The organism is Paraburkholderia acidisoli, from assembly GCF_009789675.1.
Classification (GTDB): Bacteria; Pseudomonadota; Gammaproteobacteria; order Burkholderiales; family Burkholderiaceae; genus Paraburkholderia; species Paraburkholderia acidisoli.
In genome coordinates this window covers 775,372-799,113 of the sequence record NZ_CP046913.1, presented here as the reverse complement: position 1 = coordinate 799,113, position 23,742 = coordinate 775,372, and the positions used below count along the sequence as shown (strand labels likewise).

Below are 23,742 nucleotides of genomic sequence, written 5' to 3'. Positions count from 1 at the left end.
CACTGATCGTGCGCGCCACGCCGCTCCCCTACCGCGTCATCTTCGACTCATGCGCTACTGGCTGATGAAGTCCGAACCCGACGAAGCAAGCATCGACGATCTCTCGAAGGCGCCGCATCGCACCTTGCCGTGGACCGGCGTGCGCAACTATCAGGCGCGCAACTTCATGCGCGACATCATGCAGATCGGCGACGGCGTGCTCTTCTATCATTCGAGCTGTCCCGAACCGGGCATCGCGGGGCTCGCGCAGGTGTCGTCCACGGCGTATCCCGATCCCACGCAGTTCGACGCCAAGAGCCCGTACTACGACGCGAAATCGACGCAGGAGAATCCGCGCTGGATGCTCGTCGATGTCGTGTTCGAGAAGAAATGCCCGCTGATCCCGCTTGCGGCGTTGCGCGAGCATGAAGAACTTGCCGATATGCGCGTGCTCGCCAAAGGCAATCGTCTTTCGATCACGCCGGTCACGCCGGCCGAGTGGAACTTCATCACGAAGCAACTCATGTGATACGCGCACATCGCGAGCGTCTGGATGCGTGATGCGATGCGCGCGAGTTTCACAACACCTTACAGATGCGGGAACCATCCGCGCGGCACGCCCGCCTAAAGGGCACGCGCGCGACGTCATGGCGAAGCCCGTTCGCGCGCGAATCCCGTTCTGCAAGGAGCCACAATGAACAAGAAGACCGCCGTCACGCTCGCTGCCGCGACCGCCACCGCCATTGCCGCCGCCGTGCCGCTCGCCCTGGCCGTCGCGCCGCAAGCCGCTTTCGCGCAGAGCGACTCGCACTATCAGCCCGCGGGCGTGCTTTCGCTTTCCGCGCAGGCGAGCGCCGAGGTACCGCAGGACGTCGTCACGATCACGCTGTTCTACGAGCAGGAGGCCAACGATCCGGCCACGCTCACGAACACGCTCAACCAGCGCGCCGACGCCGCGTTGCAAAAGGCGCGCGGCACCTCGGGCGTGACCACGCGCTCGGGCCAGTTCTCGATCTATCCGTCCACCGACCGCGACGGCCGCATTTCCGCCTGGCGCGGTCGCACGGAGATCGTGCTCGAATCGCACGATTTCGCGGCGGCCTCGAAGCTCGCGGGCGATCTGTCTTCGGTGATGCAGGTCGGCAACGTGCAGTTCTCGCTCTCGCCCGAAGCGCAGCGTGCCGCCGAACAGAAGCTCTCGGGCCAGGCGATCGCCTCGTTCCGCGATCAGGCCACGGCCGCCGCGCGCGCGTTCGGCTACAGCAGCTATTCGATCCGCGACGTCAGCGTGGGCCACTCGGGCGTGCCGCCGCGTCCGATGATGATGATGGCCGCGCGCGCCTCGGTGGACGCGAAAATGTCCGCGCCGGTCGCGCTCGAAGGCGGCACGTCCACGGTCACCGTCAACGTGTCGGGTTCGGTGCAGATGAAGTAACGCGGCCAACGCGCCGCGGGCCGCGCTTCATGCGGCACCGCTCTCCATCGACGCCAAACAAAAAGGCCACGGTATTCGCCGTGGCCTTTTTCATGCGGGGCGCGACACCGCGCGGCCGCGGGTTCAGCTCTTGACGCCCGCTACCTGCGCGTCGCCGTTGCCGTTCTTGCTGCCCTTCTTCGCGCGGCGATACGACCATGCCATCAGGCCGATCCCGGCGATGATCATCGGCAGCGAGAGCCATTGACCCATGGAAAGACCGAGCGCGAGCAGGCCGAGGAAGTCGTCGGGTTCGCGCGCGAATTCCACCGTGAAACGCGCGAGACCGTAGCCGATCAGGAACATCGCCGAGATCGCGCCCACCGGACGCGGCTTGCGCGAGAACAGGATCAGCACGAGGAACAGCGTGATGCCTTCGAGCGCGATTTCATACAGCTCGGACGGATGGCGCGGCAGCAGGTGATACTGCGCGAACACTTCGTTGAGATGCCATTGCGCGGCGAGCTGCGGATGCGCGACGAGCCACGCGGCGTCGTCGTTGGCGGCGCCCGGGAACAGCATCGCCCACGGCGAGTCGGGCGAGGTCACGCGGCCCCAGAGTTCGCCGTTGATGAAGTTGCCGAGGCGGCCGGCGGCGAGGCCCGTGGGCACCATCGGCGCGACGAAGTCGGTGACTTGCAGCCACGTGCGGCCTCGCTGCCACGCGAACAGCACCATCGCGAAGGTCACGCCGAGGAAGCCGCCGTGGAACGACATGCCGCCTTCCCACACCTTGAAGATGTCGAGCGGGTGCGCGAAGTACCAGCTCGCCTTGTAGAACAGCACGTAGCCCAGGCGGCCGCCCAGGATGGTGCCGAGCACGCCGTAGAACAGCATGTCGTCGATGTCCTTCGCGGTCCAGCCTTGCGCGGCGACGTAGGGCAGGCGCAAGCGCAGGCGGCCGATCACGATCGCGAGAATGAAGCCGACGAGATACATGAGACCGTACCAGCGCACGGCGAGCGGCCCCAGATGAATGGCGACGGGGTCGAAGTTCGGGTGGATGAGCATCGTTCGTGGAAGTGAGTCGTAGCGGCGATGGGGTGAAATCGAATGAAATCGGCGTGTCATCGACAACGCCTCGGGGGCGTCGTGGCGTGACATTATCGCCGACGCGCGGGCCCGCGAGCCAAAACGCACCGAAATGCCTTGTTTTCGCGCGCTCGAGCCGGGCCGCCGGCGGGGTTGGCGGCCGGGTTGCTGCCCGCCCGGCCGCCGCAGTCTAACGGTGCCAGATGAAACGCCGCTTTACCGGCGCTACCGGCGCGTCACGGCGCTGTCCGGCGGCGCCACGTTGACCGCATGCGCGCGCACGATCTCGATGAACGCCGCGAGCACCGGGCTCACCTCCTCCGTGCGCCACACGAGCCCCGTTTCGACGGCGCGCACCGCTTCGGCGAGCGGCCGGTAGCTCACGCCGGTGCGGCGCAGATGCGTGAGCGACTGGGGCACGAGCGCCACGCCCATGCCCGCGGAGACGAGACTCACGATCGTCTGCATCTGGATCGCCTCCTGGCCGATCTGCGGCACGAGCCCGGCCGCGCCGTAGCAATCCATGATGGTGTCGTAGAAACCCGGCGCGAGCTGGCGTGGAAACACGATCAGCGGCACGCCGGCGAGTTCGCGCAGGCTGACGGGGCGCGCGTCCCGATCGGCGTCGGCCTCGAAATCGGCGCCGCTCGCGGGCGTGCCCAGGCGCGCCGCGAGTGCGCCCGGCATGGCGATCACGAGCGGCTCGCGCGCGATCGGCAAATACGCGAGCTGCGCGGCATGGCGCGGCGGCAAGGGCGCGATCACGAGGCCCGCGTCGATGCGCCCCGCGATCAGCTCGTCCACCTGCACGTCGCTGGTGGCCTCGGTCAGCTGCAAGCGCACGCGCGGATACCGGGCGCCGAAGTCGCGCAGCAACAGCGGCAGCAGCCCGTAGTCGGCCGTGGACACGAACGCGAGCGCGAGCACGCCCGCCTCGCCGCGCGCGAGGCTCTGCGCCAGCGGGCGCAGCGCTTCTGCGCCCGCCAGCAGGCGCCGCACCTCGGGCAGCAGGTCCGCGCCCACGGGCGTCAACTCCACCGAACGGCGCGTGCGCGCGAAGAGCGCCACGCCGAGCGTGTCTTCCAGCGCGCGGATCGCCTGCGAGAGCGGCGGCTGCGTCATCGAGAGGCGCGCGGCGGCGCGGCCGAAATGCCGTTCCTCGGCGACGGTCACGAAATAGCGCAGCTGGCGCAAGTCGGGCATCGACGAACTCATGCGGCCCCTCCCGAGTGACGGATTGATATGTTTTTCGACTCAATAAGCCACGAATAATATATTGGACATTCGCTTCGCAGGCTCGCATTCTGTGCCGACATGCCGGCACGTTCGCGCAGAAAAACTTCCAGGCCCGGCATCGAGACAAATCCCCACGGAGGTCCCATGCCCCACAACCGTCGTTCGAAGCACATCACGCAAGGCATCGCCCGCTCGCCGAATCGCTCGATGTATTACGCGCTCGGCTACGAGAAGGCCGACTTCGACAAGCCGATGATCGGCATCGCCAACGGTCACTCCACCATCACGCCGTGCAACGCGGGCCTGCAGCGCCTCGCCGACGCCGCCGTGACCGCCGTCAAGCGCGCCGACGCGAATCCGCAGACCTTCGGCACGCCGACGATCTCCGACGGCATGTCGATGGGCACCGAAGGCATGAAGTACTCGCTCGTCTCGCGCGAAGTGATCGCTGACTGCATCGAGACCTGCGTGCAGGGCCAGTGGATGGACGGCGTGGTCGTGATCGGCGGCTGCGACAAGAACATGCCCGGCGGCATGATCGCGCTCGCGCGCATCAACGTGCCCGGCATTTACGTGTACGGCGGCACGATCCGCCCCGGCAACTGGAAGGGCACGGACCTCACGATTGTTTCGGCGTTCGAGGCCGTGGGCGAATTCACGGCCGGGCGCATGAGCGAAGAGGACTTCGAGGGCGTGGAGAAGAACGCGTGCCCGTCCACGGGTTCGTGCGGCGGCATGTACACGGCGAACACGATGAGCTCGTCGTTCGAGGCGCTCGGCATGTCGCTGCTCTATTCGTCGACGATGGCGAACCCCGACGAGGAAAAGGTCGACTCGGCGGCCGAGTCGGCGCGCGTGCTCGTCGAAGCCGTGAAGCAGGACCTGAAGCCGCGCGACATCATCACGAAGCAGTCGATCGAGAACGCCGTGGCGCTCATCATGGCGACGGGCGGCTCGACCAACGCCGTGCTCCACTATCTGGCCATCGCGCACGCGGCCGAGATCGAATGGAGCATCGACGACTTCGAGCGCATCCGCAGGAAGGTGCCGGTGATCTGCGACCTGAAGCCGTCGGGCCATTACGTGGCGACCGATCTGCACAAGGCCGGCGGCATTCCGCAGGTGCTGAAGATTCTGCTCGACGCGGGCCTGCTGCACGGCGACTGCCTCACCATCACCGGTAAAACGCTTGCCGAGGAACTCAAGGACGTGCCGTCGAAGCCGCGCGCCGACCAGAAGGTGATTTTCCCGATCGACCAGGCGCTGTACAAGCAAGGCCATCTCGCGATCCTCAAGGGCAATCTCGCGCGCGACGGCGCCGTGGCCAAGATCACGGGCCTGAAGAATCCGGTGATCACAGGCCCGGCGCGCGTGTTCGACGACGAGCAGAGCGCGATGGAAGCGATCCTCGCCGACCGGATCCGTGCGGGCGACGTGGTCGTGCTGCGCTATCTCGGGCCGAAGGGCGGACCGGGCATGCCGGAAATGCTCGCGCCCACTTCGGCCATCATCGGCAAGGGGCTGGGCGAGTCGGTGGGTCTCATCACCGACGGGCGCTTCTCGGGCGGCACGTGGGGCATGGTGGTCGGCCACGTGGCGCCGGAAGCGTACGAAGGCGGCACGATCGCGCTCGTGCAGGAAGGCGATTCGATCACCATCGACGCGCACAAGCTGCTGCTGCAACTGAACGTGGACGACGCCGAACTCGCGCGCCGCCGTGCCGCGTGGCAACAGCCGGCGCCGCGCTACACGCGCGGCGTGATGGCGAAATACGCCACGCTCGCGCGGCCCGCGAACGAAGGCGCGGTGACGGGCTGAAGCCGGAGCCCGGCCACTCGCCGGGTGACCGGGTTAGGTGCGGGTTGCGTGCGGGTTGCGTGCGGGTTGCGTAGGGGTTCCGGCGCGCACGCTCGCACGTTACGTGCGCCGCCGCACCCGCCGCACCAAAGCCAAAGGGCGCACGGCAAGCCGTTGCGCCCTTTGCTCTTATAATGCGTCGACATACAGCCGGCGCCCACGCTGGCGGAGACCAGCATGAAACGGAAGTCGCAAGCGAACAACAAGACAGCGACGCTCACCGTGGCACGCCTCGTCCTCGCGACGATCGGCGCGGCCGCCTTGAGCACCGCGCAGGCGCAGAACCCGCAGAACGCACCGGGCGCCGCCAACGCCGCCAGCAGCGGCCTCGCGCTCGCCCAGCAGCAAAACTGCATGAGTTGCCACTCGGTCACGCGCACCTTCATGGGCCCGGCCTTCCACGACGTGGCCGCGAAATACGCGGGCAAGCCCGAGGCGCAGAGCTATCTCACGCGCAAGATTCTCGAAGGCAGCACCGGCGTGTGGGGCATGGTGCCCATGCCGGCCAACACCCAGCTCAACCCGGCGCAGGCGGCCTTGCTGGCAAGCTGGGTGCTGTCGCTGAAATAACGCTCGAGTCGAACTGGAATGAAGCCTGGATAACGCGGCTCACGCCGATGGCGCCTGACCCGCGCGCGCGGCGAGTTCCTCGCGCACCGCCGACTTGACCCACGTCTTCAATTCCGTTTCGAGCGCGAGACCGATCTCGCGCGAGACCTGGCCCACGAGCCAGTTCGAATGCTCCTGCATCGCGGCGGCGCAGCGCGCCTCGATCACGGCGCGGCCTTCCCCCGTCAGCCAGTTCAGGCAACGTCCGCGCAGGCGCTCCACGAGCGCGTCGGCGTCGTGCGCGTACAACCCTTCCGGCTCCGAGACGGCGGCCATCACGGCGGCGGCCGTGACGCTCCTGGCCTGCGCGCCGTCGTGACCGTGCAGCGGATTGCCCGGCTTGAGCACGTCGCTCAGAACCGGAATCGAAGTATCTTCGTCATGCAAGCTCGACATTACGACCTCCCGTCGATCGACAGCGGCAGGAACGCAGGCGCGCGCCGAGGCTAGGCCCCGGCGCACGACCGGCTCTAGCCGCCCTGCTTGTAGTTGTTGAGCGCGTAACCGCGGTCGCGGTAGAAGCGATAACGCTCGCGGCCCGCGGCGAGTTCCTCGGGCGCATTGCCGATCACCTCGAGCAGGCGCTCGAAGCGCGCGAACTGCGGCGGCACGCTCGCGCCCAGATTGAGCAGCACGCGATGATGCGGCGTACGTTCGAGACTCGCCGCAAGCACGATGGGCGTTTCGCCCGCGTGCGCGCTTTCGGCCATGCAATGCGGCACGAAGTCGAGCGGCGAGAACGTCCACAGCATCTCGTCGAACGCGCGCAGGCGCGCGGCCTCGGCCAGCACGACCGCCTGCTGGCCCGCCTGATACGCCTTGCGCACGAGGCGGCACGCGTACAGCAGCGAGTCGCCGACGTTGGTGTGAAAGTCGATGCGCGTCATGCCCGCACCACCGCGAACGGCTTGCGCATCATGCGCTGGCGCGGTCGATCAGGAACTGCGCGAGCAGCGGCACGGGACGGCCCGTTGCGCCCTTCGCCGCGCCGCTCTTCCACGCGGTGCCCGCGATGTCGAGGTGCGCCCACGGGTAGCTTTCCGTGAAGCGCGACAGGAAGCACGCGGCCGTCACGCTGCCCGCCGGACGCCCGCCGATATTGGCGAGATCGGCGAAATTCGACTTGAGCTGATCCTGATACTCGTCGTCGAGCGGCAGGCGCCAGGCCGGGTCGCCCGCTTCGCGCGAGGCGTCGAGCAACTCGCCCGCGAGCGCGTCGTCTTTCGAGAACAGGCCACTGTTGTGATGGCCGAGCGCGATGATGCAGGCGCCCGTGAGCGTGGCGATGTCGATCACGGCGGCCGGCTTGAAGCGTTCGGCGTAGGTGAGCGCGTCGCACAGGATCAGGCGGCCTTCGGCGTCCGTGTTCAGCACTTCGACCGTGAGGCCGGCCATGGTCGTGACGACGTCGCCCGGTTTCGTGGCGTTGCCCGACGGCATGTTCTCGCAGGTCGGGATGATGCCGATGACGTTGAGCTTGAGCCCCATTTCGGCAACCGCGCGCAGCGTGCCGAGCACCGAGCCCGCGCCGCACATGTCGTACTTCATCTCGTCCATGCCCTCGCCCGGCTTGAGCGAGATGCCGCCCGTGTCGAACGTGATGCCCTTGCCGACCAGCACGATGGGCGCGGCCTTGGCGCTGCCGCCCTGATAGTGCAGCACGATGAATTGCGGCGGCTCGACCGAGCCTTTTGTTACAGAAAGAAACGATCCCATCTTGAGCGCTTCGATCTGACGCTGGCCCAGCACTTCGGCCTTGAGCTTCCAGTCGCGCGCGAGCTTCTTGGCGGTGGCGGCGAGGTAGGTGGGCGTGCAGACATTGCCCGGCAGATTGCCGAGGTCGCGCGTGAGGTCCATGCCGTTGGCGAGCGCGACAGCCTGCTTCGCGGCGAGCTTCGCGGGCTTGTCGTCGGCGGCGTCGACGCTGAACACGACGCGCTTGAGCGCGCGCGGCGTGACGTCGGGCTTGCTCTTCATCTGCGTGAAGCGATAGGTCTCGTTGCGCAGCGCGAGGATCGCGGCGCGCACGCCCCAGTCGCTCGTGCGCTCCTTGACCGGCAGTTGCGCGAGCGAGAACGTTACTTGCGCAATGCGCGTGCCGAGAATGGCGCGCCACACCGCGCGCACCGCGTCGCCATAGGCCTTCTGGCCGAACGCATCCTGCTTGCCGAGTCCCACGAGCAGCACGCGCGAAGCGCCGATTCCGGTGACTTCCGGCAGGAACAGCGTGGAACCCGCCTTGCCGTCCATGTCGCCGGCCTTGACGACGCGCGCGATGGCGCCGCCGATGGCGTTGTCGATTGCAAACGCCGCGCCGGAGAGGGTTTGCGCCTCGAACACGCCGACCACGACGCAGTCCGATTTGCCGGTCAGGAAGGAGCCCTCCCCGCCTTTGCTCCAATCACAGGCTTTTATGCTAAAGTCCATCGCGCTTGTCCTCGGATAAAATCAGGGCTTAGGATGAAAGCCGCAATTATCCGCTATTTTTCCCGCGGCGGCTCCAGGGCGGATGCGCGAGGCGCGCGCCCGCCGGCACAGGCCGCCCGCCCTGCCCATCTAGAATGATCTTCGAACGTTCCCTGCAGCGCGAACTCGCGTACACGGCCGGCGCCGTGTTCATGGTTCTGCTCACGATCATGCTGACGACGATGATGATCCGCATCGTCGGTTTCGCCGCGTCGGGCCAGGTCGACCCGCGCGACGTGCTGGTGCTGATCGGGCTCACCGTGATCGGCTACATGGCCGTGATGCTCATCGTCACGCTGTTCGTGTCGATCCTGTTCGTGCTCACGCGCTGGTACAAGGATTCCGAAATGGTCGTGTGGCTCGCCTCCGGCGTGAGCCAGACGCGCCTCATCAAGCCCATCGGCCTGTTCGCGGCGCCCATCATCATCCTGATCGTGTTCTTCGCCTTCGTCGGCTGGCCGTGGTCGAACGCGCAGAGCAAGCTGATTCGCGCGCGCTTCCAGCAGCGCGATGAAGTGTCGCTGCTCGCGCCCGGCCAGTTCCGCGAATCGCCCACCACGCACCGCGTGTTCTTCATCGAAAGCATGAGCCCCGACCAGGGGCGCGTGGAGAACGTGTTCGTCACGAGCACGGAAAACGGCAAGGTCAACGTGATCGTGTCGAAAACCGGCCACACGGAAACAATGAAAGGCGGCGACCGCTTCGTCGTGCTCGAAAACGGCCGCCGCTACGACGGCGAGCCCGGCCACCCCGACTTCCGTATCAGCGAATTCGCGCGCTACGGCGTGAAGATCACGAGCCAGCCCGTGGTGAACACGCCCACCTCGAGCACCACGTCCACGCCGGGTCTGCTGCGCAACCCGACCAACGACAATCTCGGCGAACTCGCGTGGCGCGCCGGCCTGCCGCTCATCGCGATCAACCTGATGCTGCTCGGCATTCCGCTCGCGTACCAGAACCCGCGCCGCAGCCGCACCATCAATCTGGTGATGGCGGTGCTGATCTATCTGACCTACTCGAACCTGCTCAACGTGGTGCAGTCGCAGATCGAGCAAGGCAAGATGTCGTTCGGTGTCGGCCTCGTTTCGCTGCACATCGTGGTGTTCGCGCTCGTGGTGTTCATCTTCTGGCTGCGCGTGCGCAACCGCCCGCTCTTTTCGCGCGCGATGTTCCAGCGCGCCTCTCAAAGCCGCTGAGAGGACCCCTGACCGATGCGCATCTACGAAAAATATTTCGCTCGCCAGGTTTACCTGACGTTCATCTTCATCCTGTTCGCCTTCTCCGGCCTGTTCTTCTTCTTCGACCTCATCAACGAGCTGAATTCGGTCGGCCACGGCAACTACAAGTTCCAGTACGCGGTGCTGCGCGTGGCCCTGCAGGCGCCCTCGCGGCTCTACGAAATCATTCCGGTCGCGGCGCTGATCGCGGCCATCTACGTGTTCGCGCAAATGGCCGCGAACTCGGAATACACGATCTTTCGCGTCTCGGGTCTCGCGACCAACCAGGCGCTGCGCTCGCTGCTCAAGATCGGCGTGCCGCTCGTGCTGCTCACCTATCTGATCGGCGAAGTGATCGGGCCTTACACGGACCAGCTTTCCGAGCGCGTGCGGCTGGAGGCGCTCGGCTCGGCCGTGTCGTCGAACTTCCAGTCGGGCGTGTGGGTGAAGGACACGCTCACGGCGCGCGCGGACGGCGAACAGGTCACGCGCTTCGTCAACGTGGGCGAGCTGGCGCCGGACGCGACCATCACGAACGTGCGCATCTACGAGTTCGACTCGCAGTTCCGCCTCTCGAACGTGCGGCTCGCCAAAAGCGGCAAATACCAGCCGCCGGGCCACTGGCTGCTCAAGGACGTGACGGACACCGAGCTCATCAGCGTGCCTCCGCCGCAGAACCAGCCCGCCGACGCGCTCAACCCGGTCTATCGCGCGCAGCAGAGTTCCGCGCCCGAATATTCGCTGCGCTCCGAACTCACGCCGCAGATTCTCTCGGTGCTGCTGGTTTCGCCGGACCGGATGTCGATGTTCAACCTGTTCCGCTACATCCAGCATTTGACCGAGAACCATCAGGACACGCAGCGCTATGAAATCGCGCTGTGGCGCAAGCTGCTCTACCCGTTCGCGGTGTTCGTGATGCTGGTGCTCTCGCTGCCGTTCGCGTATCTGCATACGCGCGCGGGCGTGGTGGGCGTGAAGGTGTTCGGCGGCATCATGCTCGGCATGAGCTTCCAGCTCGTGAACACGCTGTTCTCGCACGTGGGCAACCTGAACACCTGGCCCGCGCCGCTCACGGCGGCAACCCCGGGGCTCATCTATCTGGCGCTCGGGCTCATCGGCCTCAAGTGGGTCGACCGGCACTGACGCCGCCCGGTCCAGTCATACGCGGGAGATCGCACGCATGGGCACGCACGGCATGATTCTGTTCGGCCACGGCGCGCGCGACGCGCGCTGGCAGGAGCCGTTCCAGCGGCTCGCCGCGAAGCTCGGCGCCGCCCGCGGCAATGCCGGTCCGGTCAGCCTCGCGTTTCTCGAACTCATGACGCCGAGCCTGCCCGACGCCATCGACGCGCAGATCGCCGGCGGCTGCACGGCCATCACGGTCATTCCCGTGTTCTTCGGCCAGGGCGGCCACGTGCGGCGCGACCTGCCCGCGCTCATCGACGCCTGCCAGGCGCGGCATCCCGGCGTGACGCTGCGTTGCGCGGGCGCCGTGGGCGAGGACGACGCGGTGCTCGACGCCGTCGTGCAGTTCTGTCTGAGGAATGACGCCGATTAAGCACGGCAGTACGCGCTACCCGCACCGCAAAGCAAAAAGGCCGCTGACTCGAAATCAGCGGCCTTTTGCTTTTGGCGAATTTTCGTCGACAGATTCCGTGGATAAAACCGGTCGATACCCGCGCGGCGTTCAGGCCGCCGCGCGTCGCGTGGTTCCCTCTTCATCGCTCGAAGCCTGCCCCGCTCGCTCGGCGAACGCGTCGCCGATCATCAGCAGGCTCGGCTGCGCCGGATCGAGCCAGGCCTGCGCCTCGCCCGCCGCCAGACCCGCCAGCGTGAGCGTGAGCGTGCGTTCGCGCGCGGTGCTGCATGCCTCGACGATCGCCACCGAGGTCGCGCCCGCGCGGCCCGCGTCGATCAATTGCCGCGCGATCTCGGGCGCGCTGTCGCGGCCCATGTAGAACACCAGCGAGTCGGCGTTCACCTGCTCGCGGATCGCCTCGGTGTCCGGCGCGCGCGACCAGGTGGCGAGCGCGACGCTGCGCGACACGCCGCGCAGCGTGAGCGAGCGTTGCAGCGTGGCGGCGCTCGCGAGCGCCGCCGTGATACCCGGCACCACTTCGAACGCGATGCCGGCCGCTTCGAGCGCGCGCATTTCCTCGTCGGCGCGGCCGAACAGCATCGGATCGCCGCCCTTCAGGCGCACGACCACGGCGTGTTCGCGCGCCGCGTCCACGAGTTGCTTGTTGATGAAGTGCTGCGCCGTGGAACGCTGGCCGCAACGCTTGCCGACCGCGATGAACTTCGCGTCTTTCGGCGCGTAGTCGAGCATCGCGGGCTCGACGAGCGCGTCGTGCAGCACGACGTCGGCGCGCTCGAGCAACCGTGCGCCGCGAACCGTGATGAGGTCCGCCGCGCCCGGTCCGGCGCCGATCAGATAAACCTTGCCCATGTGTTTCCGAATCCCTGTTGCCGGCGCGCCCGGCCTGCCCATCAACTTCAGGCCGGGAACGCGCGGATCATGCCCGCGGCCACCGTGTGATGCGTTGCTTCGTCGATGAGAACGAACGCGCCGGTGCCCGGATTCGCATCATACAGGTCCGCGACGAGCGGCTTCTGCAGCGAAAGCGTCACGCGGCCGATATCGTTCATCGCGAGGTCGTGGCGGTCGGTCGCGTGCGAAAGCGTATGCACGTCGAGCACTTCCTTGATCGCGCCGATCTTCGCGAACACCGTGCTCGTGGTCTGCTTGAGCAGATACTTGCGCTGCGGCGAGAGCGGCTCGTCGTCGAACCAGCAGAGGTCGGCTTCGATCTTCTTCGCCGGTTGCGCGGCATCCGCCGCCGGCACGAAGGTGTCGCCGCGCGAAACGTCGACGTCTTCCGTGAGGCGGATCGTGACCGTCTGGCCCGCGAACGCGCGGTCGACCTGCGCCGTGCCGCCCGGCACCGGCGCGATGATTTCCGCGACCGTGGCTTTGCGGCCCGCCGGCAGCACCGTGATGGCGTCGCCGACCTTCACTTCGCCCGACTCCACGCGGCCCATGTAGCCGCGGAAGTCGTCGGCGCTCGAACCGTCCTGACGCGCGACCCACTGCACCGGGAAGCGCAACGCTTCCGCGGTGGCCTGCGCGACCGGCAGTTGCTCCAGCACGTCGAGCAGCGGCTCGCCCGCGTACCACGGCATGCGCTCGCTTGCCGAGACGATGTTGTCGCCCTTGAGCGCCGAAACCGGCACGAAACGCACGTCCTGCAAACCGAGCTGGCGCGCGAGTTCGACATACGCCTTGCGGATCAGGTCGAAGGTCGCTTCGCTGTAATCGACCAGATCCATCTTGTTGATGGCGACGATCACGTGCTGCAGGCCGAGCAGCTTGACGATGGCGCTGTGGCGCTTGGTTTGCGGCAGCAGCTGCGTCACGCCGTTCTCGACCGTCACGCGCGTGGGGTCGATCAGGATGATCGCGGCATGCGCCGTGGAAGCGCCCGTGACCATGTTGCGCGTGTACTGCTCGTGGCCCGGGGTATCGGCGATGATGAACTTGCGCTTGGCCGTGGCGAAATAGCGGTACGCCACGTCGATCGTGATGCCCTGCTCGCGCTCGGCTTCGAGGCCGTCGGTGAGCAGCGAAAGGTCGATTTCGTCGCCCACGGTGCGCTTGTTCTTCGCGCGCGAGAGCGCCGAAAGCTGGTCGCTCAGCACCGCCTTGCTGTCGTACAGCAGGCGGCCGATCAGCGTGCTCTTGCCGTCGTCCACGCTGCCCGCGGTGATGAAGCGCAGCACGCCGAGGTCTTCAGGTTGGTGCGCAGTTGCGTCGATGCTAACCATGTTCAATCTTTCCTCTGCGTGCTCTTTAGAAATAACCTTGCTTCTTGCGCTGTTCCATCGCGGCCTCGGACGTCTGGTCGTCCATGCGCGTGGCGCCGCGTTCCGTGATTTCCGTCACGGCGGTTTCGGCGATGATCTTCTCGACGTTGTCGGCATCGCTTTCCACCGGGCAGGTGCAGCTGATGTCGCCCACCGTGCGGAACCGCACGAGCGCCATTTCGCTGACATCGCCATCCTTCTTCGGCGTGAGCGGCGTGACCGGCACGAGCAAGCCGTTGCGGCGCACGATCTCGCGCTGGTGCGCGTAGTAGATCGACGGCAGTTCGAGCTTCTCGCGCTCGATGTATTGCCACACGTCGAGTTCGGTCCAGTTCGAGATCGGGAACACGCGCAGGTGTTCGCCGTTGTGCAGGCGCGCGTTGTACAGGCTCCAGAGTTCCGGGCGCTGCGCCTTGGGATCCCACTGGCCGAATTCGTCGCGGAACGAGAAGATGCGCTCCTTCGCGCGGGCCTTCTCTTCGTCGCGGCGCGCCCCGCCGATCATGGCCGTGTAGCCGTATTGCTCGATGGTTTCGAGCAGCGTGACCGCTTGCGCGGCGTTGCGCGAATCGGTTTCGCGGCGCAGGCGCACGGTGCCGCGCTTGATCGAATCTTCCACGTGACCGACCACGAGTTCCGCGCCGATTTCCTTCGCGCGGCGATCGCGGAAGTCGATCACTTCGTCGTAGTTGTGGCCCGTGTCGATGTGCACGAGCGGGAACGGCAGCGAGGTCTTGCGGTTCGCGCCCAGGCCGAACGCCTTCAGTGCGAGCGCGAGCACGACCACCGAATCCTTGCCGCCCGAGAACAGCAGCGCGGGCTTGCTGCATTCGGCGACCAGTTCGCGCAGGATATGGATCGACTCGGCTTCGAGCCAGTCGAGATGGTCCATGCGGTTGGCGGTGACCTTGAGCGGTGCGTTCACTGCGGTATCGAGCGTGGTGCTCATGTTCGGATCCTTCGTTGATTCGCGCCCCGGGAGGCGCGGTACTCGGTATTCGATGCGTGCCCGCCTTGAGCGAACACGCCAGACTTCAGGCCGGCTTCTGGCCGATGGGCGACGACAACGCCGACGCTTCCACCACCGGAATCGCCGACACCGACGTGATGTGCAGACCGCACTCCTTCGTGTCGCGCGACTCCCACCACCAGCGGCCGGCGCGGCTGTCTTCGCCGGGGCGAATCGCGCGCGTGCACGGCTCGCAGCCGATGCTCGGATAACCGCGCGCATGCAGCGGATTCACCGGCACGTCGAACGCGCCCAGGTACGCCCAGACGTCGGCTTCGGTCCAGTCCGCGAGCGGATTGAACTTGTCGATGCCGCGCGCTTCGTCGCGTTCCTCTTCGTGCAGCTCCGCGCGCGTGACCGACTGCTCGCGGCGCTGGCCCGTGACCCACGCCGACACACCCGAGAGCGCGCGGTTGAGCGGCTCGACCTTGCGAATTTCGCAGCAGCGCTTGCGCAGGTCGACGCTCTCGTAGAACGCGTTCAGGCCGTGCTTTTCGACGTATTCGTCCACCGCATCCTGCTGCGGAAGGAACTGCTCGATCGCATAGCCGTAACGCTCGCGCACCGTGTCGATCATGCCCACGGTTTCCGCGTGCAGACGGCCCGTGTTCAGCGAGAAGATGCCGATTTGCACGTTGCGCGACAGGATCGCGTGCGTGAGCAGCATGTCCTCGGCGGCGAGGCTGCTGGCTAGCTTCACCGCGGCGTGACGTGCGGCGATCGAATCGAGCAGCGCGTCGAGGCGCTCGATCTTCGCCTGCAGGTCGGCCGTGATTTCGCTGGCTACGTTGGGCGTGCTCATGCGGCGGCCTGGGCAGCGCGGCGGCGGAACAGCGGCGACGGCTCGTCGTACGCGCCCTGATATTGGACCGTGAACTCGGTGAACGCCTTGAGCGCGTCGTCGAGATCTTTATCGGCGCGCACGGCGTACGAGTCGAACCCGCAGCGCTCGTAAAAGCGCAGCTGGTCGCGCAGCACGTCGCCGATCGCGCGCAGTTCGCCCTTGTAGCCGAAGCGCTCGCGCAGCAGGCGCGCGCTCGAATAACCGCGGCCGTCGCGGAACACGGGGAAGTCGATGCCGATCAGCGCGAGCTTCTCGAAGTCGGCGGCCAGTTCGGCCGGTTCGCTGTCCGGCGCGAGCCACACGCCGAGTTCGGCCTTGGCGCGCGAGGCGACCAGCGCGTCGCGGTGGACTTGCCACAGCGCGAGCGGCACCAGCACCTTGCCGGCCGGCAGCGCGTCCAGTTCGGGCAGCGAGCCGTCTTCGGCGGCGCGCACGACGTGCCAGGTGTCCTCGACGATTGCGCGTTTCCTGATGATCAAAGAAGCCATGTTTGCTTAACTCTCGTATCTCGTTGCGGACTCAGGCGTGGGCCGGCTGGCGCGAGGCGTACACGCGCTCCTTGAACGGGGCCATGCCGATGCGGTCGTAGGTGTCGATGAAACGCTCGCCGTCGATGCGATGCTCGACGAACGTGTCGATCACCTTCTGTACGACGTCCGGCATTTCCTCGGCCGAGAACGACGGTCCAATCACGCGGCCAAGGCGCGCGCCGTTGGCGCCGGTGCCCTGCTCGCCGCCGAGCGTGACCTGGTACCACTCCGAACCGTCCTTATCCACGCCCAGCACGCCGATATTGCCGACATGGTGATGACCGCACGCATTGATGCAGCCCGAGATGTTGAACGTCAGGTCGCCGAGATCGAACACGAAGTCGAGGTTGTCGAAACGCTCCTGGATCGCCAGCGCGATGGGGATCGACTTCGCATTCGCGAGCGAGCAGAAGTCGCCGCCCGGGCACGCGATGATGTCGGTCAGCAAGCCGATGTTGGCCGTGGCGAAACCTTGCGCCTTCGCCTTTTCCCACAGCGCGAACAGGTCGCGCTTCTTGACGTCGGCGAGAATCAGGTTCTGCTCGTGCGAGACGCGGATCTGACCGAACGAGTATTCGTCGGCCCAGTCGGCCACGGCTTCCATCTGCGCGTCGGTGGCGTCGCCCGGCGCGATGTCGCGCGGCTTGAGCGAGAGCGTGACCGAGGCGTAGCCCGTCACGCGGTGCGGGCGCACGTTGCGCTGGACCCAGCGCGCGAACGCACGGTTTTCCAGCAGATGCTTTTCGTAGGACGCGTCGGTGTCGGCGAGCTTCTCATAGGCCGGCGGCGCGAAGTACTGCGAGACGCGATCCACTTCGGCCTGGGTCAGCGTCGAAGGACCGTCCTTCAGGTGCTGCCATTCTTCCTCGACCTGCTCGGCGAACTTCGCCGGCGAGAGCGCCTTCACGAGAATCTTGATGCGCGCCTTGTAGAGGTTGTCGCGGCGGCCGTAGCGGTTGTACACGCGCAGGACGGCTTCGCAATAGGTCAGCAGATGCTGCCACGGCAGATCGCGCTTGATGATGGCGCCGACGATCGGCGTACGGCCGAGACCGCCGCCCGCGAGAATGCTCGCGACGACTTCGCCCTGCTCGTTGCGCTCGAGATACACGCCCAGATCGTGGATCTGCACGGCCGCACGGTCTTCCTTCGAACCCGACACGGCGATCTTGAACTTGCGCGGCAGCCACGCGAATTCGGGGTGGAACGTGGACCATTGACGCATGATCTCGGCCCACGGACGCGGGTCGATCACTTCGTCGGGCGCGACGCCCGCGAACTGGTCGGCGGTGATGTTGCGGATGCAATTGCCCGACGTCTGGATGCCGTGCATCTGCACCGACGCGAGCTTGCGCAGGATTTCCGGCGTTTCTTCGAGCTTGATCCAGTTGTACTGGATGTTCGAGCGCGTCGAGAAATGGCCGTAGCCGCGGTCGTGCTCGCGCGCGATCTGGCCGAGCATGCGGAGTTGGTCGCTGCGCAGATTGCCGTACGGAATCGCGATGCGGTGCATATAGGCGTGGCGCTGGTAGTACAGGCCGTTTTGCAGACGCAGCGGACGGAATTCTTCTTCGCTCAATTCGCCCGACAGGCGGCGGCGAACCTGGTCGCTGTATTGCGCGACGCGTTCGTCGACGATGGTCTGGTCGTACTGATCGTATTGGTACATTCGGGGACCCCAGGGTTGGTTCATCGCGGCGTTCCGGTTACGCCGCGCTCCGACTACTTCGCACTCTTCTGACTACGCACTTCCTGTTCCGGCCTGCCTGACAGACCCGCGGCCTTCAACCCGCCGGTCATTTGCTAATGACCAAAACAGATATCCATATTGGAAAACTTGCTGGAATGGTAATAAACTCGCTATATATTTCAAACGACTCAAAAATCAGGTCGATATGCAAACAGGTTATAAGGATTTTCCATGAACCTGCACCAGTTCCGGTTCGTGCGCGAGGCCGTGCGCCAGAACTTCAATCTGACGGAAGCGGCTAAAGCGCTGTATACGAGCCAGCCGGGCGTCTCGAAAGCGATCATCGAGCTGGAAGACGAGCTTGGGGTCGAAATCTTTACTCGACACGGCAAGCGCGTGCGCTCGCTCACGGAGCCGGGCCGCATCATCCTCGCTTCGGTCGAACGCATTCTCCAGGAAGTGGAGAGCCTGAAGCGGGTGGGCAAGGACTACGCGGCGCAGGATCAGGGCAATCTCGTGATCGCCGCCACGCACACGCAGGCGCGCTACTCGCTGCCGGGCGCCATCGCCGAATTCAAGCGGCGCTTTCCGAAGGTGCATCTGTCGATCCTGCAGGGCAGCCCCACGCAGGTCGCGGAAATGGTGCTCCATGATCAGGCCGATCTCGCCATCGCCACGGAAGCTATCTCTAATTATAAAGAGCTAGTCTCGCTGCCGTGCTTCACCTGGCATCACCTCGCCGTGATGCTGCCCGACAATCCGCTGCTCGAACGCAAGCCGCTCTCGCTCGACGATCTGGCCCAGGTGCCGCTCATCACCTACGACGCCGCGTTCGCGGGTCGCAGCAAGATCAACGAAGCGTTCCGCCTGCGCGGTCTTTCGCCGGACATCGTGCTCGAAGCCATCGACGCCGACGTCATCAAAACCTACGTGGAACTGGGCATGGGCGTGGGCATCATGGCCGACATCGCCTTCAACGCCGAGCGCGACCGGCACCTGCGCGCGCTGCCCGTGGGGCATCTGTTCGGCAGCAACGTGACGCGCGTGGCGCTCAAGCAAGGCGCGTATCTGCGCAGCTATGTGTATACGCTCGTCGAACTGCTTTCGCCGAGCCTGAACCGCAAGCTGATCGAGCAGGCGCTCAAGGGCGAGCACGAATCTTACGAGCTGTAAATTACGCGCAGTCCATCACGAGCAGAAGCGCGGCGCGTGCCGCGCGGCCGCCCGGTTGTCGTAAACAAGCAAGAACGAAGAACGAACGCATCACAACAATCACTTCCCGCGTTACTTTTTGCCTGGAGACTCATCGGATGAAGCCGTCGTTTGTGTTCACTCGCTTTGGGCGCGCGTGGCGCCCGCTCGCCACCTCGGCCGCGGCCGCGCTCGCGTTCGCCGCGTTCGCGCCCGCCGCGCACGCCGACCTCAAGGTCGGGATCGACCTGTCCGGCACGGGGCCGGCCGCCGCCATCGGCATCACGAGCAAGAACGCCATGCTGATGTGGCCCGCGACCATCGCCGGGCAAAAGGCCGATTACATCTTTCTCGACGACGGCTCCGATCCGGGCGCTGCCGTGCGCAATATCCGCAAGCTCATCAACGAAGACCACGTGGACGTGATCGTCGGGCCGAACGTCACGCCGGCGGCGCTCGCCGCGCTCGACGCCGTGGCCGAAAGCAAGACGCCGATGATCTCGCTCGTGGGCTCCGGCTCCGTGGTCGAACCGCAGCAAGGCGCGCGCGTGTGGGCGTTCAAGATGGCGCAGACCGACGCCGCCATGGCCGACGTGCTCACGCGCTATATGGCCGCGCACGGCGTGAAGACGGTGGGCTTCATCGGTTTCGCGGACAGCTACGGCGACAGCTGGCTCAACGAATTCACGAAATTCGCGAAGGAACGCAACATTCAGATCGTCGCCACCGAGCGCTTCAACCGCACCGACGCGAGCGTGACGGGCCAGGCGCTCAAGCTGATCGCCGCCAAACCCGACGCCGTGCTGATCGCGGGCGCGGGCACGCCGACCGTGCTGCCGCAGCGCACGCTGGTCGAGCGCGGCTACAAGGGCGCGATCTACCAGACGCACGGCATCGCCACGCCGGAATTCATCAAGCTCGGCGGCAAGGACGTGGAAGGCACGCTGTTCCCCACGCAACCCGTGGTGGTGGCGCGCACGCTGCCCGCCGACCAGCCCTCGCAGAAGGCGGCACTCGCGTTCGTGGACGACTACGAGGCGAAGTACGGCGCGGGCACGGTCACGCAGTTCGCGGGCGACGCGGCCGGTGTGTACCCGCGCCTCGCCGACGCCGTGGCGCGCGCGCTCAAAACCGCGCAGCCGGGCACCGAAGCGTTCCGCGTGGCACTGCGCAGCGAGCTCGAGCACGCGCACGAAGTGGTCGTGCCCAACGGCGTGGTCAACACCACACCGCAGGACCACGTGGGCCTCGACCAGCGCGCGAGCGTGATGGGCACCGTGCGCGGCGGCAAGTTCGTGTATCTGGGGCAGTGAGGCCGGGCCAACGCAACTAGCGCTATTCGATCCTGCGCGGCCAGCGGCGGGCGCCGTGCAGAATGCGCAGGATCGTAAGCGCGGCGTCACCCCAGGACGCCTTCAGCCGATAGACGACGATGAACGGCGTGCCCTCCACCCGGCCAACGTGGCCGAGTTCGGGAAACGCCGTCAACGCCCGATCTCCCGCCACGCCCCATTCGCCGCGCTACTCGCCAGCACGGCTTCGATAAAGCGCAAACCCTCCACGCCGTCGTCGACCGTCGTCAGCAAGCGGCTCTCGGGCGGGACCGGTTCGCCCGCGTCCCGCGCGCGGATCTGCGCGGCCGCATCGCGATACAGCTGCGCGAACGCCTCGAGATACCCCTCCGGGTGCCCGGCCGGCACGCGCGTCGCATCGCGCGCCGCCGCGCCGTTCACGCGTGCGCGCGTGAGACGCAGGGCCTCGCCGCCTTGCGGCGTGAACCACAACTCGTTGGGCGCTTCCTGGTCGAACGCCAGCGACGCCTTCGTGCCGTACACGCGCAACCGCAGCGCGTTTTCCGCGCCGCTCGCCACCTGGCTCGCCCACAGCATGCCGCGCGCGCCGTTCGCGTAACGCAGCATCGCCTGCACGTGATCGTCCACGCGCCGCCCCGGTACGAAGGTGTGCACTTCCGCGGCGAGCGCCTGTGGCACGTGCCCGCTCACGAAGGCCGCCAGCTGATACGCGTGCGTGCCGATATCGCCGAGACAACCCGCCGGGCCCGCCAGCGCGGGATCGGTGCGCCAGTTCGCCTGGCGGTTCGCGCCGTCCTGCTCCACGGGCAGCGCGAGCCAGTCCTGCGCATACTCGACCTGCACGACGCGCACCTCGCCGATCTCGCCCGCCGCAACCATCTCGCGCGCGTGCCGCACGAGCGGATAGCCCGAATACGTGTGCGTGAGCGCGAACACGCGTTGCGTTTCGCGCGCGCGCCGTGCGAGCGCCTCGCTCTCCGCCAGCGACACCGCGAGCGGCTTGTCGCAAATGATGTGGATGCCCGCGTCCATGAACGCGTGCGCGACGCTCGCATGCAGATGATTGGGCGTGACGATCGCCACGGCGTCGATGCCCTCTTCGAGCGCGCCTTCCACGCGCGCCATCTCGCGCCAGTCATCGTAGCTGCGCGCGAGGCCCAGCGCCTCGGCGCTCGACCGCGCGCGCAAGGCGTCGGACGAAAGCGCGCCCGCCACGAGTTCGAACGCGTCGTCGAGCCGCGCGGCGATCCGGTGCACCGCGCCGATAAACGCGCCCTCGCCGCCGCCGACCATGCCGAGCCGCAATCTCCGTGTCATGTCGATGTCCTCGTGCGTAGCATCGTGAGTTATCGCGACAAACCCAGCACGCGCTCGACCTGCGCCGCGTCCACGCCGCTGCCCGCGAAGTCGTCGAACGCATGCTCGGCCACGCGAATCAAGTGCCGCTTGATGAATTCGGCGCCCTCGCGCGCGCCGTCGTGCGGATGCTTGAGCGCGCATTCCCACTCCAGCACGGCCCAGCCCGGATAGTCGTACTGCGTGAGCTTCGAGAAGATCGCGCCGAAGTCGATCTGGCCGTCGCCGAGCGAGCGAAAGCGCCCCGCGCGCTCGACCCAGCCGCTGTAACCGCCGTACACGCCCTGCTTGCCCGTGGGGCGGAACTCGGCATCCTTCACGTGAAAGGCCTTGATACGCGCGTGATAGATGTCGATGAACGCGAGGTAGTCGAGCTGTTGCAGCACGAAGTGGCTCGGGTCGTAGAGGATGTTGGCGCGCGGATGATCGCTCACGGCCGCGAGAAAACGCTCGAACGTCACGCCGTCGTGCAGGTCCTCGCCCGGATGCAGCTCGTAGCAGACGTCCACGCCCGCCGCGTCGAACGCGTCGAGAATGGGCCGCCAGCGCTTCGCGAGTTCGTCGAACGCCGCCTCGACGAGACCCGCCGGCCGCTGCGGCCACGGGTACACGTACGGCCACGCGAGCGCGCCCGAAAACGTCACGTGCGTGTTCAAGCCGAGGTTCTTCGAGGCGCGCGCCGCCAGCATCAACTGCTCGACGGCCCACGCCGTGCGCGCCTCGCGGTCGTTGCGCACGTGCGGCGGCGCGAAGCCGTCGAACAGCGTGTCGTACGCGGGATGCACGGCCACGAGCTGCCCTTGCAGATGCGTGGACAGCTCGGTGATCGTCACGCCCGCGTCGTCGGCCTGCTGGCGCAGGTCGTCGCAATACGCCACGCTCGACGCGGCTTGCGCGAGATCGATCAGCCGCGCGTCGGTGGGCACCTGGATGCCTTTGTAGCCGAGCTGCGCGGCCCATTCGGCCATGTGCGCGAAGCTGTCGAACGGCGCGTCCTCGCCGAGGAACTGCGCGAGAAAAATCGCCGGACCCTTGATCGTTTTCATCGGCTCTTGCCTCCCGGTGCGCTGGCTATGAACAGGTTTCGATCAGAACGGCGAATCCGGGAAATAGAACTGCTTCGCGTTGTCCTTCGTGATGAGCACCGAAGGAATGATCGTCGTCGCGGGCAGCGGCTTGCCCTGCAGGCGCGCTTCGGCCGTGAGCTTGATCGCGTCGTAGATGAACTTCGGCGAATACGACACATCGGCCTTCACGAGCGGATCGCCGTCCATCACGCGCTTGACCATGTCTTTCGAGCCCGCGCCGCCGAACACGATCTTGACGTCGGTGCGTTTGGCCTGGTCGATGGCCTTCATCACGCCCACGGCCATGTCGTCGTCGGCGGCCCACACGGCGTCGATATGCTTGAAGCGCGTGAGGTAATCCTGCATGGTGCGGAACGCGTCGTCGCGATTCCAGTTCGCGTACTTCGCGTCGAGAATCTTGATGTTCGGATAACCCTTCAACACGTTCGTGAACGCGGTCCAGCGCTCGTTGTCGAGCGTGGTGGGAATGCCGCGCAGCGCGACGATATCGCCTTTGCCGTTCAGCTGCTTCGCGAGATATTCGGCTGGAATCTTGCCGAACGCCGTGTTGTCGCCGGCTACGTAGGCATCTTGCGCGCTGGTGTCGGTCAGGCCGCGATCGACCACGGTCACGTACACGCCCTTCTTCTTGACCTGCGCCACCGGCTGCGTGAGCGAAGCCGATTCGAACGGGAAGATCACGAGCGCGTTGATCTTGTTCACCGTCACGAGATCCTGCAACTGGTTCGCCTGGTCGGGCGCGTTGGCGGCCGTCTTGACGATCACCTTGAGGTCCGGGTGCGCCTTCTCCAGTTCCTTCTTCGCCTCGTTGGCCCACCACACGATACCGCCCGTGAAGCCGTGATCGGCGGTGGGAATCGCCACGCCGAGCGTGACCTTCTCGTCCGCGCGCGCCACGCCCGCACCGAAGGTTGCCGCCACGCCGAGCGCCAGCGCGCCCGCACTCATTGCCCGCAGTACCGTCTTGATCGTCGTCTTCATGATGCC

Annotated in this window: 24 protein-coding genes; 9 read left to right on the top strand and 15 right to left on the bottom strand. The window is 66.4% G+C overall.

What is annotated here, in order from left to right; genetic code table 11:
- The first annotated feature begins 49 nt into the window (after positions 1-49).
- Positions 50-508, top strand: a complete 459-nt coding sequence (locus FAZ98_RS03430; protein ID WP_158948795.1) for an EVE domain-containing protein — start codon at positions 50-52, stop codon at positions 506-508.
- Positions 509-673: 165 nt separating this feature from the next.
- Positions 674-1,414: an SIMPL domain-containing protein gene (locus FAZ98_RS03425; RefSeq protein WP_158948793.1), complete on the top strand. Its 741-nt coding sequence runs from the start codon at positions 674-676 to the stop codon at positions 1,412-1,414.
- Positions 1,415-1,537: 123 nt separating this feature from the next.
- On the opposite strand, the gene lgt is transcribed toward FAZ98_RS03425, so the two are convergent.
- Positions 1,538-2,464: a prolipoprotein diacylglyceryl transferase gene (gene lgt, locus FAZ98_RS03420; RefSeq protein ID WP_158948791.1), complete on the bottom strand. Its 927-nt coding sequence runs from the start codon at positions 2,462-2,464 to the stop codon at positions 1,538-1,540.
- Positions 2,465-2,710: 246 nt separating this feature from the next.
- Positions 2,711-3,700 carry a LysR family transcriptional regulator gene (locus FAZ98_RS03415; RefSeq protein ID WP_158948789.1) on the bottom strand — a complete coding sequence of 330 codons (990 nt, stop codon included), beginning with the start codon at positions 3,698-3,700 and terminating at the stop codon, positions 2,711-2,713.
- A 165-nt stretch (positions 3,701-3,865) separates the two neighbouring features.
- Between FAZ98_RS03415 and ilvD the strand changes: the two genes are divergently transcribed.
- Positions 3,866-5,539, top strand: a complete 1,674-nt coding sequence (gene ilvD, locus FAZ98_RS03410; RefSeq protein WP_158948787.1) for a dihydroxy-acid dehydratase — start codon at positions 3,866-3,868, stop codon at positions 5,537-5,539.
- A gap of 216 nt (positions 5,540-5,755) precedes the next feature.
- Positions 5,756-6,148 (top strand): c-type cytochrome, encoded by a 393-nt coding sequence (locus FAZ98_RS03405; protein WP_158948785.1) that lies wholly within the window; start codon positions 5,756-5,758, stop codon positions 6,146-6,148.
- A gap of 39 nt (positions 6,149-6,187) precedes the next feature.
- On the opposite strand, the gene FAZ98_RS03400 is transcribed toward FAZ98_RS03405, so the two are convergent.
- The 3 genes from FAZ98_RS03400 to FAZ98_RS03390 all read right to left on the bottom strand — a co-directional run bounded on the left by FAZ98_RS03400 (position 6,188) and on the right by FAZ98_RS03390 (position 8,614).
- Positions 6,188-6,583 (bottom strand): DUF2486 family protein, encoded by a 396-nt coding sequence (locus tag FAZ98_RS03400; protein ID WP_158948783.1) that lies wholly within the window; start codon positions 6,581-6,583, stop codon positions 6,188-6,190.
- Between the two features lie 74 nt (positions 6,584-6,657).
- On the bottom strand, positions 6,658-7,074 hold the full coding sequence (locus tag FAZ98_RS03395; RefSeq protein WP_158948781.1) for a DNA polymerase III subunit chi: 417 nt from the start codon (positions 7,072-7,074) through the stop codon (positions 6,658-6,660).
- Between the two features lie 28 nt (positions 7,075-7,102).
- A complete protein-coding gene (locus tag FAZ98_RS03390; protein ID WP_158948779.1) occupies positions 7,103-8,614 on the bottom strand; it encodes a leucyl aminopeptidase in 1,512 nt (503 codons plus the stop codon).
- Between the two features lie 134 nt (positions 8,615-8,748).
- Between FAZ98_RS03390 and lptF the strand changes: the two genes are divergently transcribed.
- From lptF to FAZ98_RS03375, 3 genes are read left to right on the top strand one after another with little or no spacing between them, the layout of a single operon-like run.
- On the top strand, positions 8,749-9,849 hold the full coding sequence (gene lptF, locus FAZ98_RS03385) for an LPS export ABC transporter permease LptF (RefSeq protein WP_158948777.1): 1,101 nt from the start codon (positions 8,749-8,751) through the stop codon (positions 9,847-9,849).
- A 15-nt stretch (positions 9,850-9,864) separates the two neighbouring features.
- Entirely contained in the window at positions 9,865-11,013 is a 1,149-nt protein-coding gene (gene lptG / locus FAZ98_RS03380; protein WP_158948775.1) for an LPS export ABC transporter permease LptG, read from the top strand.
- A 37-nt stretch (positions 11,014-11,050) separates the two neighbouring features.
- Positions 11,051-11,428 carry a sirohydrochlorin chelatase gene (locus tag FAZ98_RS03375; RefSeq protein WP_158948773.1) on the top strand — a complete coding sequence of 126 codons (378 nt, stop codon included), beginning with the start codon at positions 11,051-11,053 and terminating at the stop codon, positions 11,426-11,428.
- A 129-nt stretch (positions 11,429-11,557) separates the two neighbouring features.
- On the opposite strand, the gene cobA is transcribed toward FAZ98_RS03375, so the two are convergent.
- The 6 genes from cobA to FAZ98_RS03345 form a co-directional block, all read right to left on the bottom strand.
- Positions 11,558-12,319 (bottom strand): uroporphyrinogen-III C-methyltransferase, encoded by a 762-nt coding sequence (gene cobA / locus FAZ98_RS03370; RefSeq protein ID WP_158948771.1) that lies wholly within the window; start codon positions 12,317-12,319, stop codon positions 11,558-11,560.
- Between the two features lie 47 nt (positions 12,320-12,366).
- Positions 12,367-13,695, bottom strand: coding sequence for a sulfate adenylyltransferase subunit 1 (locus FAZ98_RS03365; RefSeq protein WP_158948769.1), 1,329 nt, complete (start codon positions 13,693-13,695; stop codon positions 12,367-12,369).
- A gap of 25 nt (positions 13,696-13,720) precedes the next feature.
- On the bottom strand, positions 13,721-14,683 hold the full coding sequence (cysD, locus tag FAZ98_RS03360; protein ID WP_158948767.1) for a sulfate adenylyltransferase subunit CysD: 963 nt from the start codon (positions 14,681-14,683) through the stop codon (positions 13,721-13,723).
- 85 nt (positions 14,684-14,768) lie between these two features.
- Entirely contained in the window at positions 14,769-15,545 is a 777-nt protein-coding gene (locus tag FAZ98_RS03355) for a phosphoadenylyl-sulfate reductase (RefSeq protein WP_158948765.1), read from the bottom strand.
- The gene (locus tag FAZ98_RS03350; RefSeq protein ID WP_158948763.1) at positions 15,542-16,075 is read right to left on the bottom strand and encodes a DUF934 domain-containing protein; all 534 of its coding nucleotides are present in this window, start codon (positions 16,073-16,075) and stop codon (positions 15,542-15,544) included. The genes FAZ98_RS03355 and FAZ98_RS03350 overlap by 4 nt, the downstream gene beginning before the upstream one ends.
- A gap of 31 nt (positions 16,076-16,106) precedes the next feature.
- Positions 16,107-17,786 (bottom strand): nitrite/sulfite reductase, encoded by a 1,680-nt coding sequence (locus tag FAZ98_RS03345; RefSeq protein WP_158948761.1) that lies wholly within the window; start codon positions 17,784-17,786, stop codon positions 16,107-16,109.
- 252 nt (positions 17,787-18,038) lie between these two features.
- Here FAZ98_RS03345 and FAZ98_RS03340 point away from each other — a divergent pair, with 252 nt between their 5' ends.
- Positions 18,039-18,980, top strand: a complete 942-nt coding sequence (locus FAZ98_RS03340; protein ID WP_158948759.1) for a CysB family HTH-type transcriptional regulator — start codon at positions 18,039-18,041, stop codon at positions 18,978-18,980.
- Positions 18,981-19,117: 137 nt separating this feature from the next.
- Positions 19,118-20,311, top strand: coding sequence for an ABC transporter substrate-binding protein (locus FAZ98_RS03335; protein WP_158948757.1), 1,194 nt, complete (start codon positions 19,118-19,120; stop codon positions 20,309-20,311).
- 22 nt (positions 20,312-20,333) lie between these two features.
- Here FAZ98_RS03335 and FAZ98_RS03330 read toward each other — a convergent pair whose 3' ends face one another.
- From FAZ98_RS03330 to FAZ98_RS03315, 4 genes are read right to left on the bottom strand one after another with little or no spacing between them, the layout of a single operon-like run.
- Complete coding sequence (locus tag FAZ98_RS03330; RefSeq protein ID WP_199272287.1) at positions 20,334-20,486, bottom strand: hypothetical protein; 153 nt, start codon at positions 20,484-20,486, stop codon at positions 20,334-20,336.
- Positions 20,483-21,628 (bottom strand): Gfo/Idh/MocA family protein, encoded by a 1,146-nt coding sequence (locus FAZ98_RS03325; RefSeq protein ID WP_233272653.1) that lies wholly within the window; start codon positions 21,626-21,628, stop codon positions 20,483-20,485. The genes FAZ98_RS03330 and FAZ98_RS03325 overlap by 4 nt, the downstream gene beginning before the upstream one ends.
- 29 nt (positions 21,629-21,657) lie before the next feature.
- Positions 21,658-22,713, bottom strand: a complete 1,056-nt coding sequence (locus FAZ98_RS03320; protein ID WP_158948753.1) for a sugar phosphate isomerase/epimerase family protein — start codon at positions 22,711-22,713, stop codon at positions 21,658-21,660.
- A 42-nt stretch (positions 22,714-22,755) separates the two neighbouring features.
- Complete coding sequence (locus FAZ98_RS03315) at positions 22,756-23,724, bottom strand: substrate-binding domain-containing protein (protein ID WP_158951850.1); 969 nt, start codon at positions 23,722-23,724, stop codon at positions 22,756-22,758.
- Between the last annotated feature and the right edge of the window lie 18 nt (positions 23,725-23,742).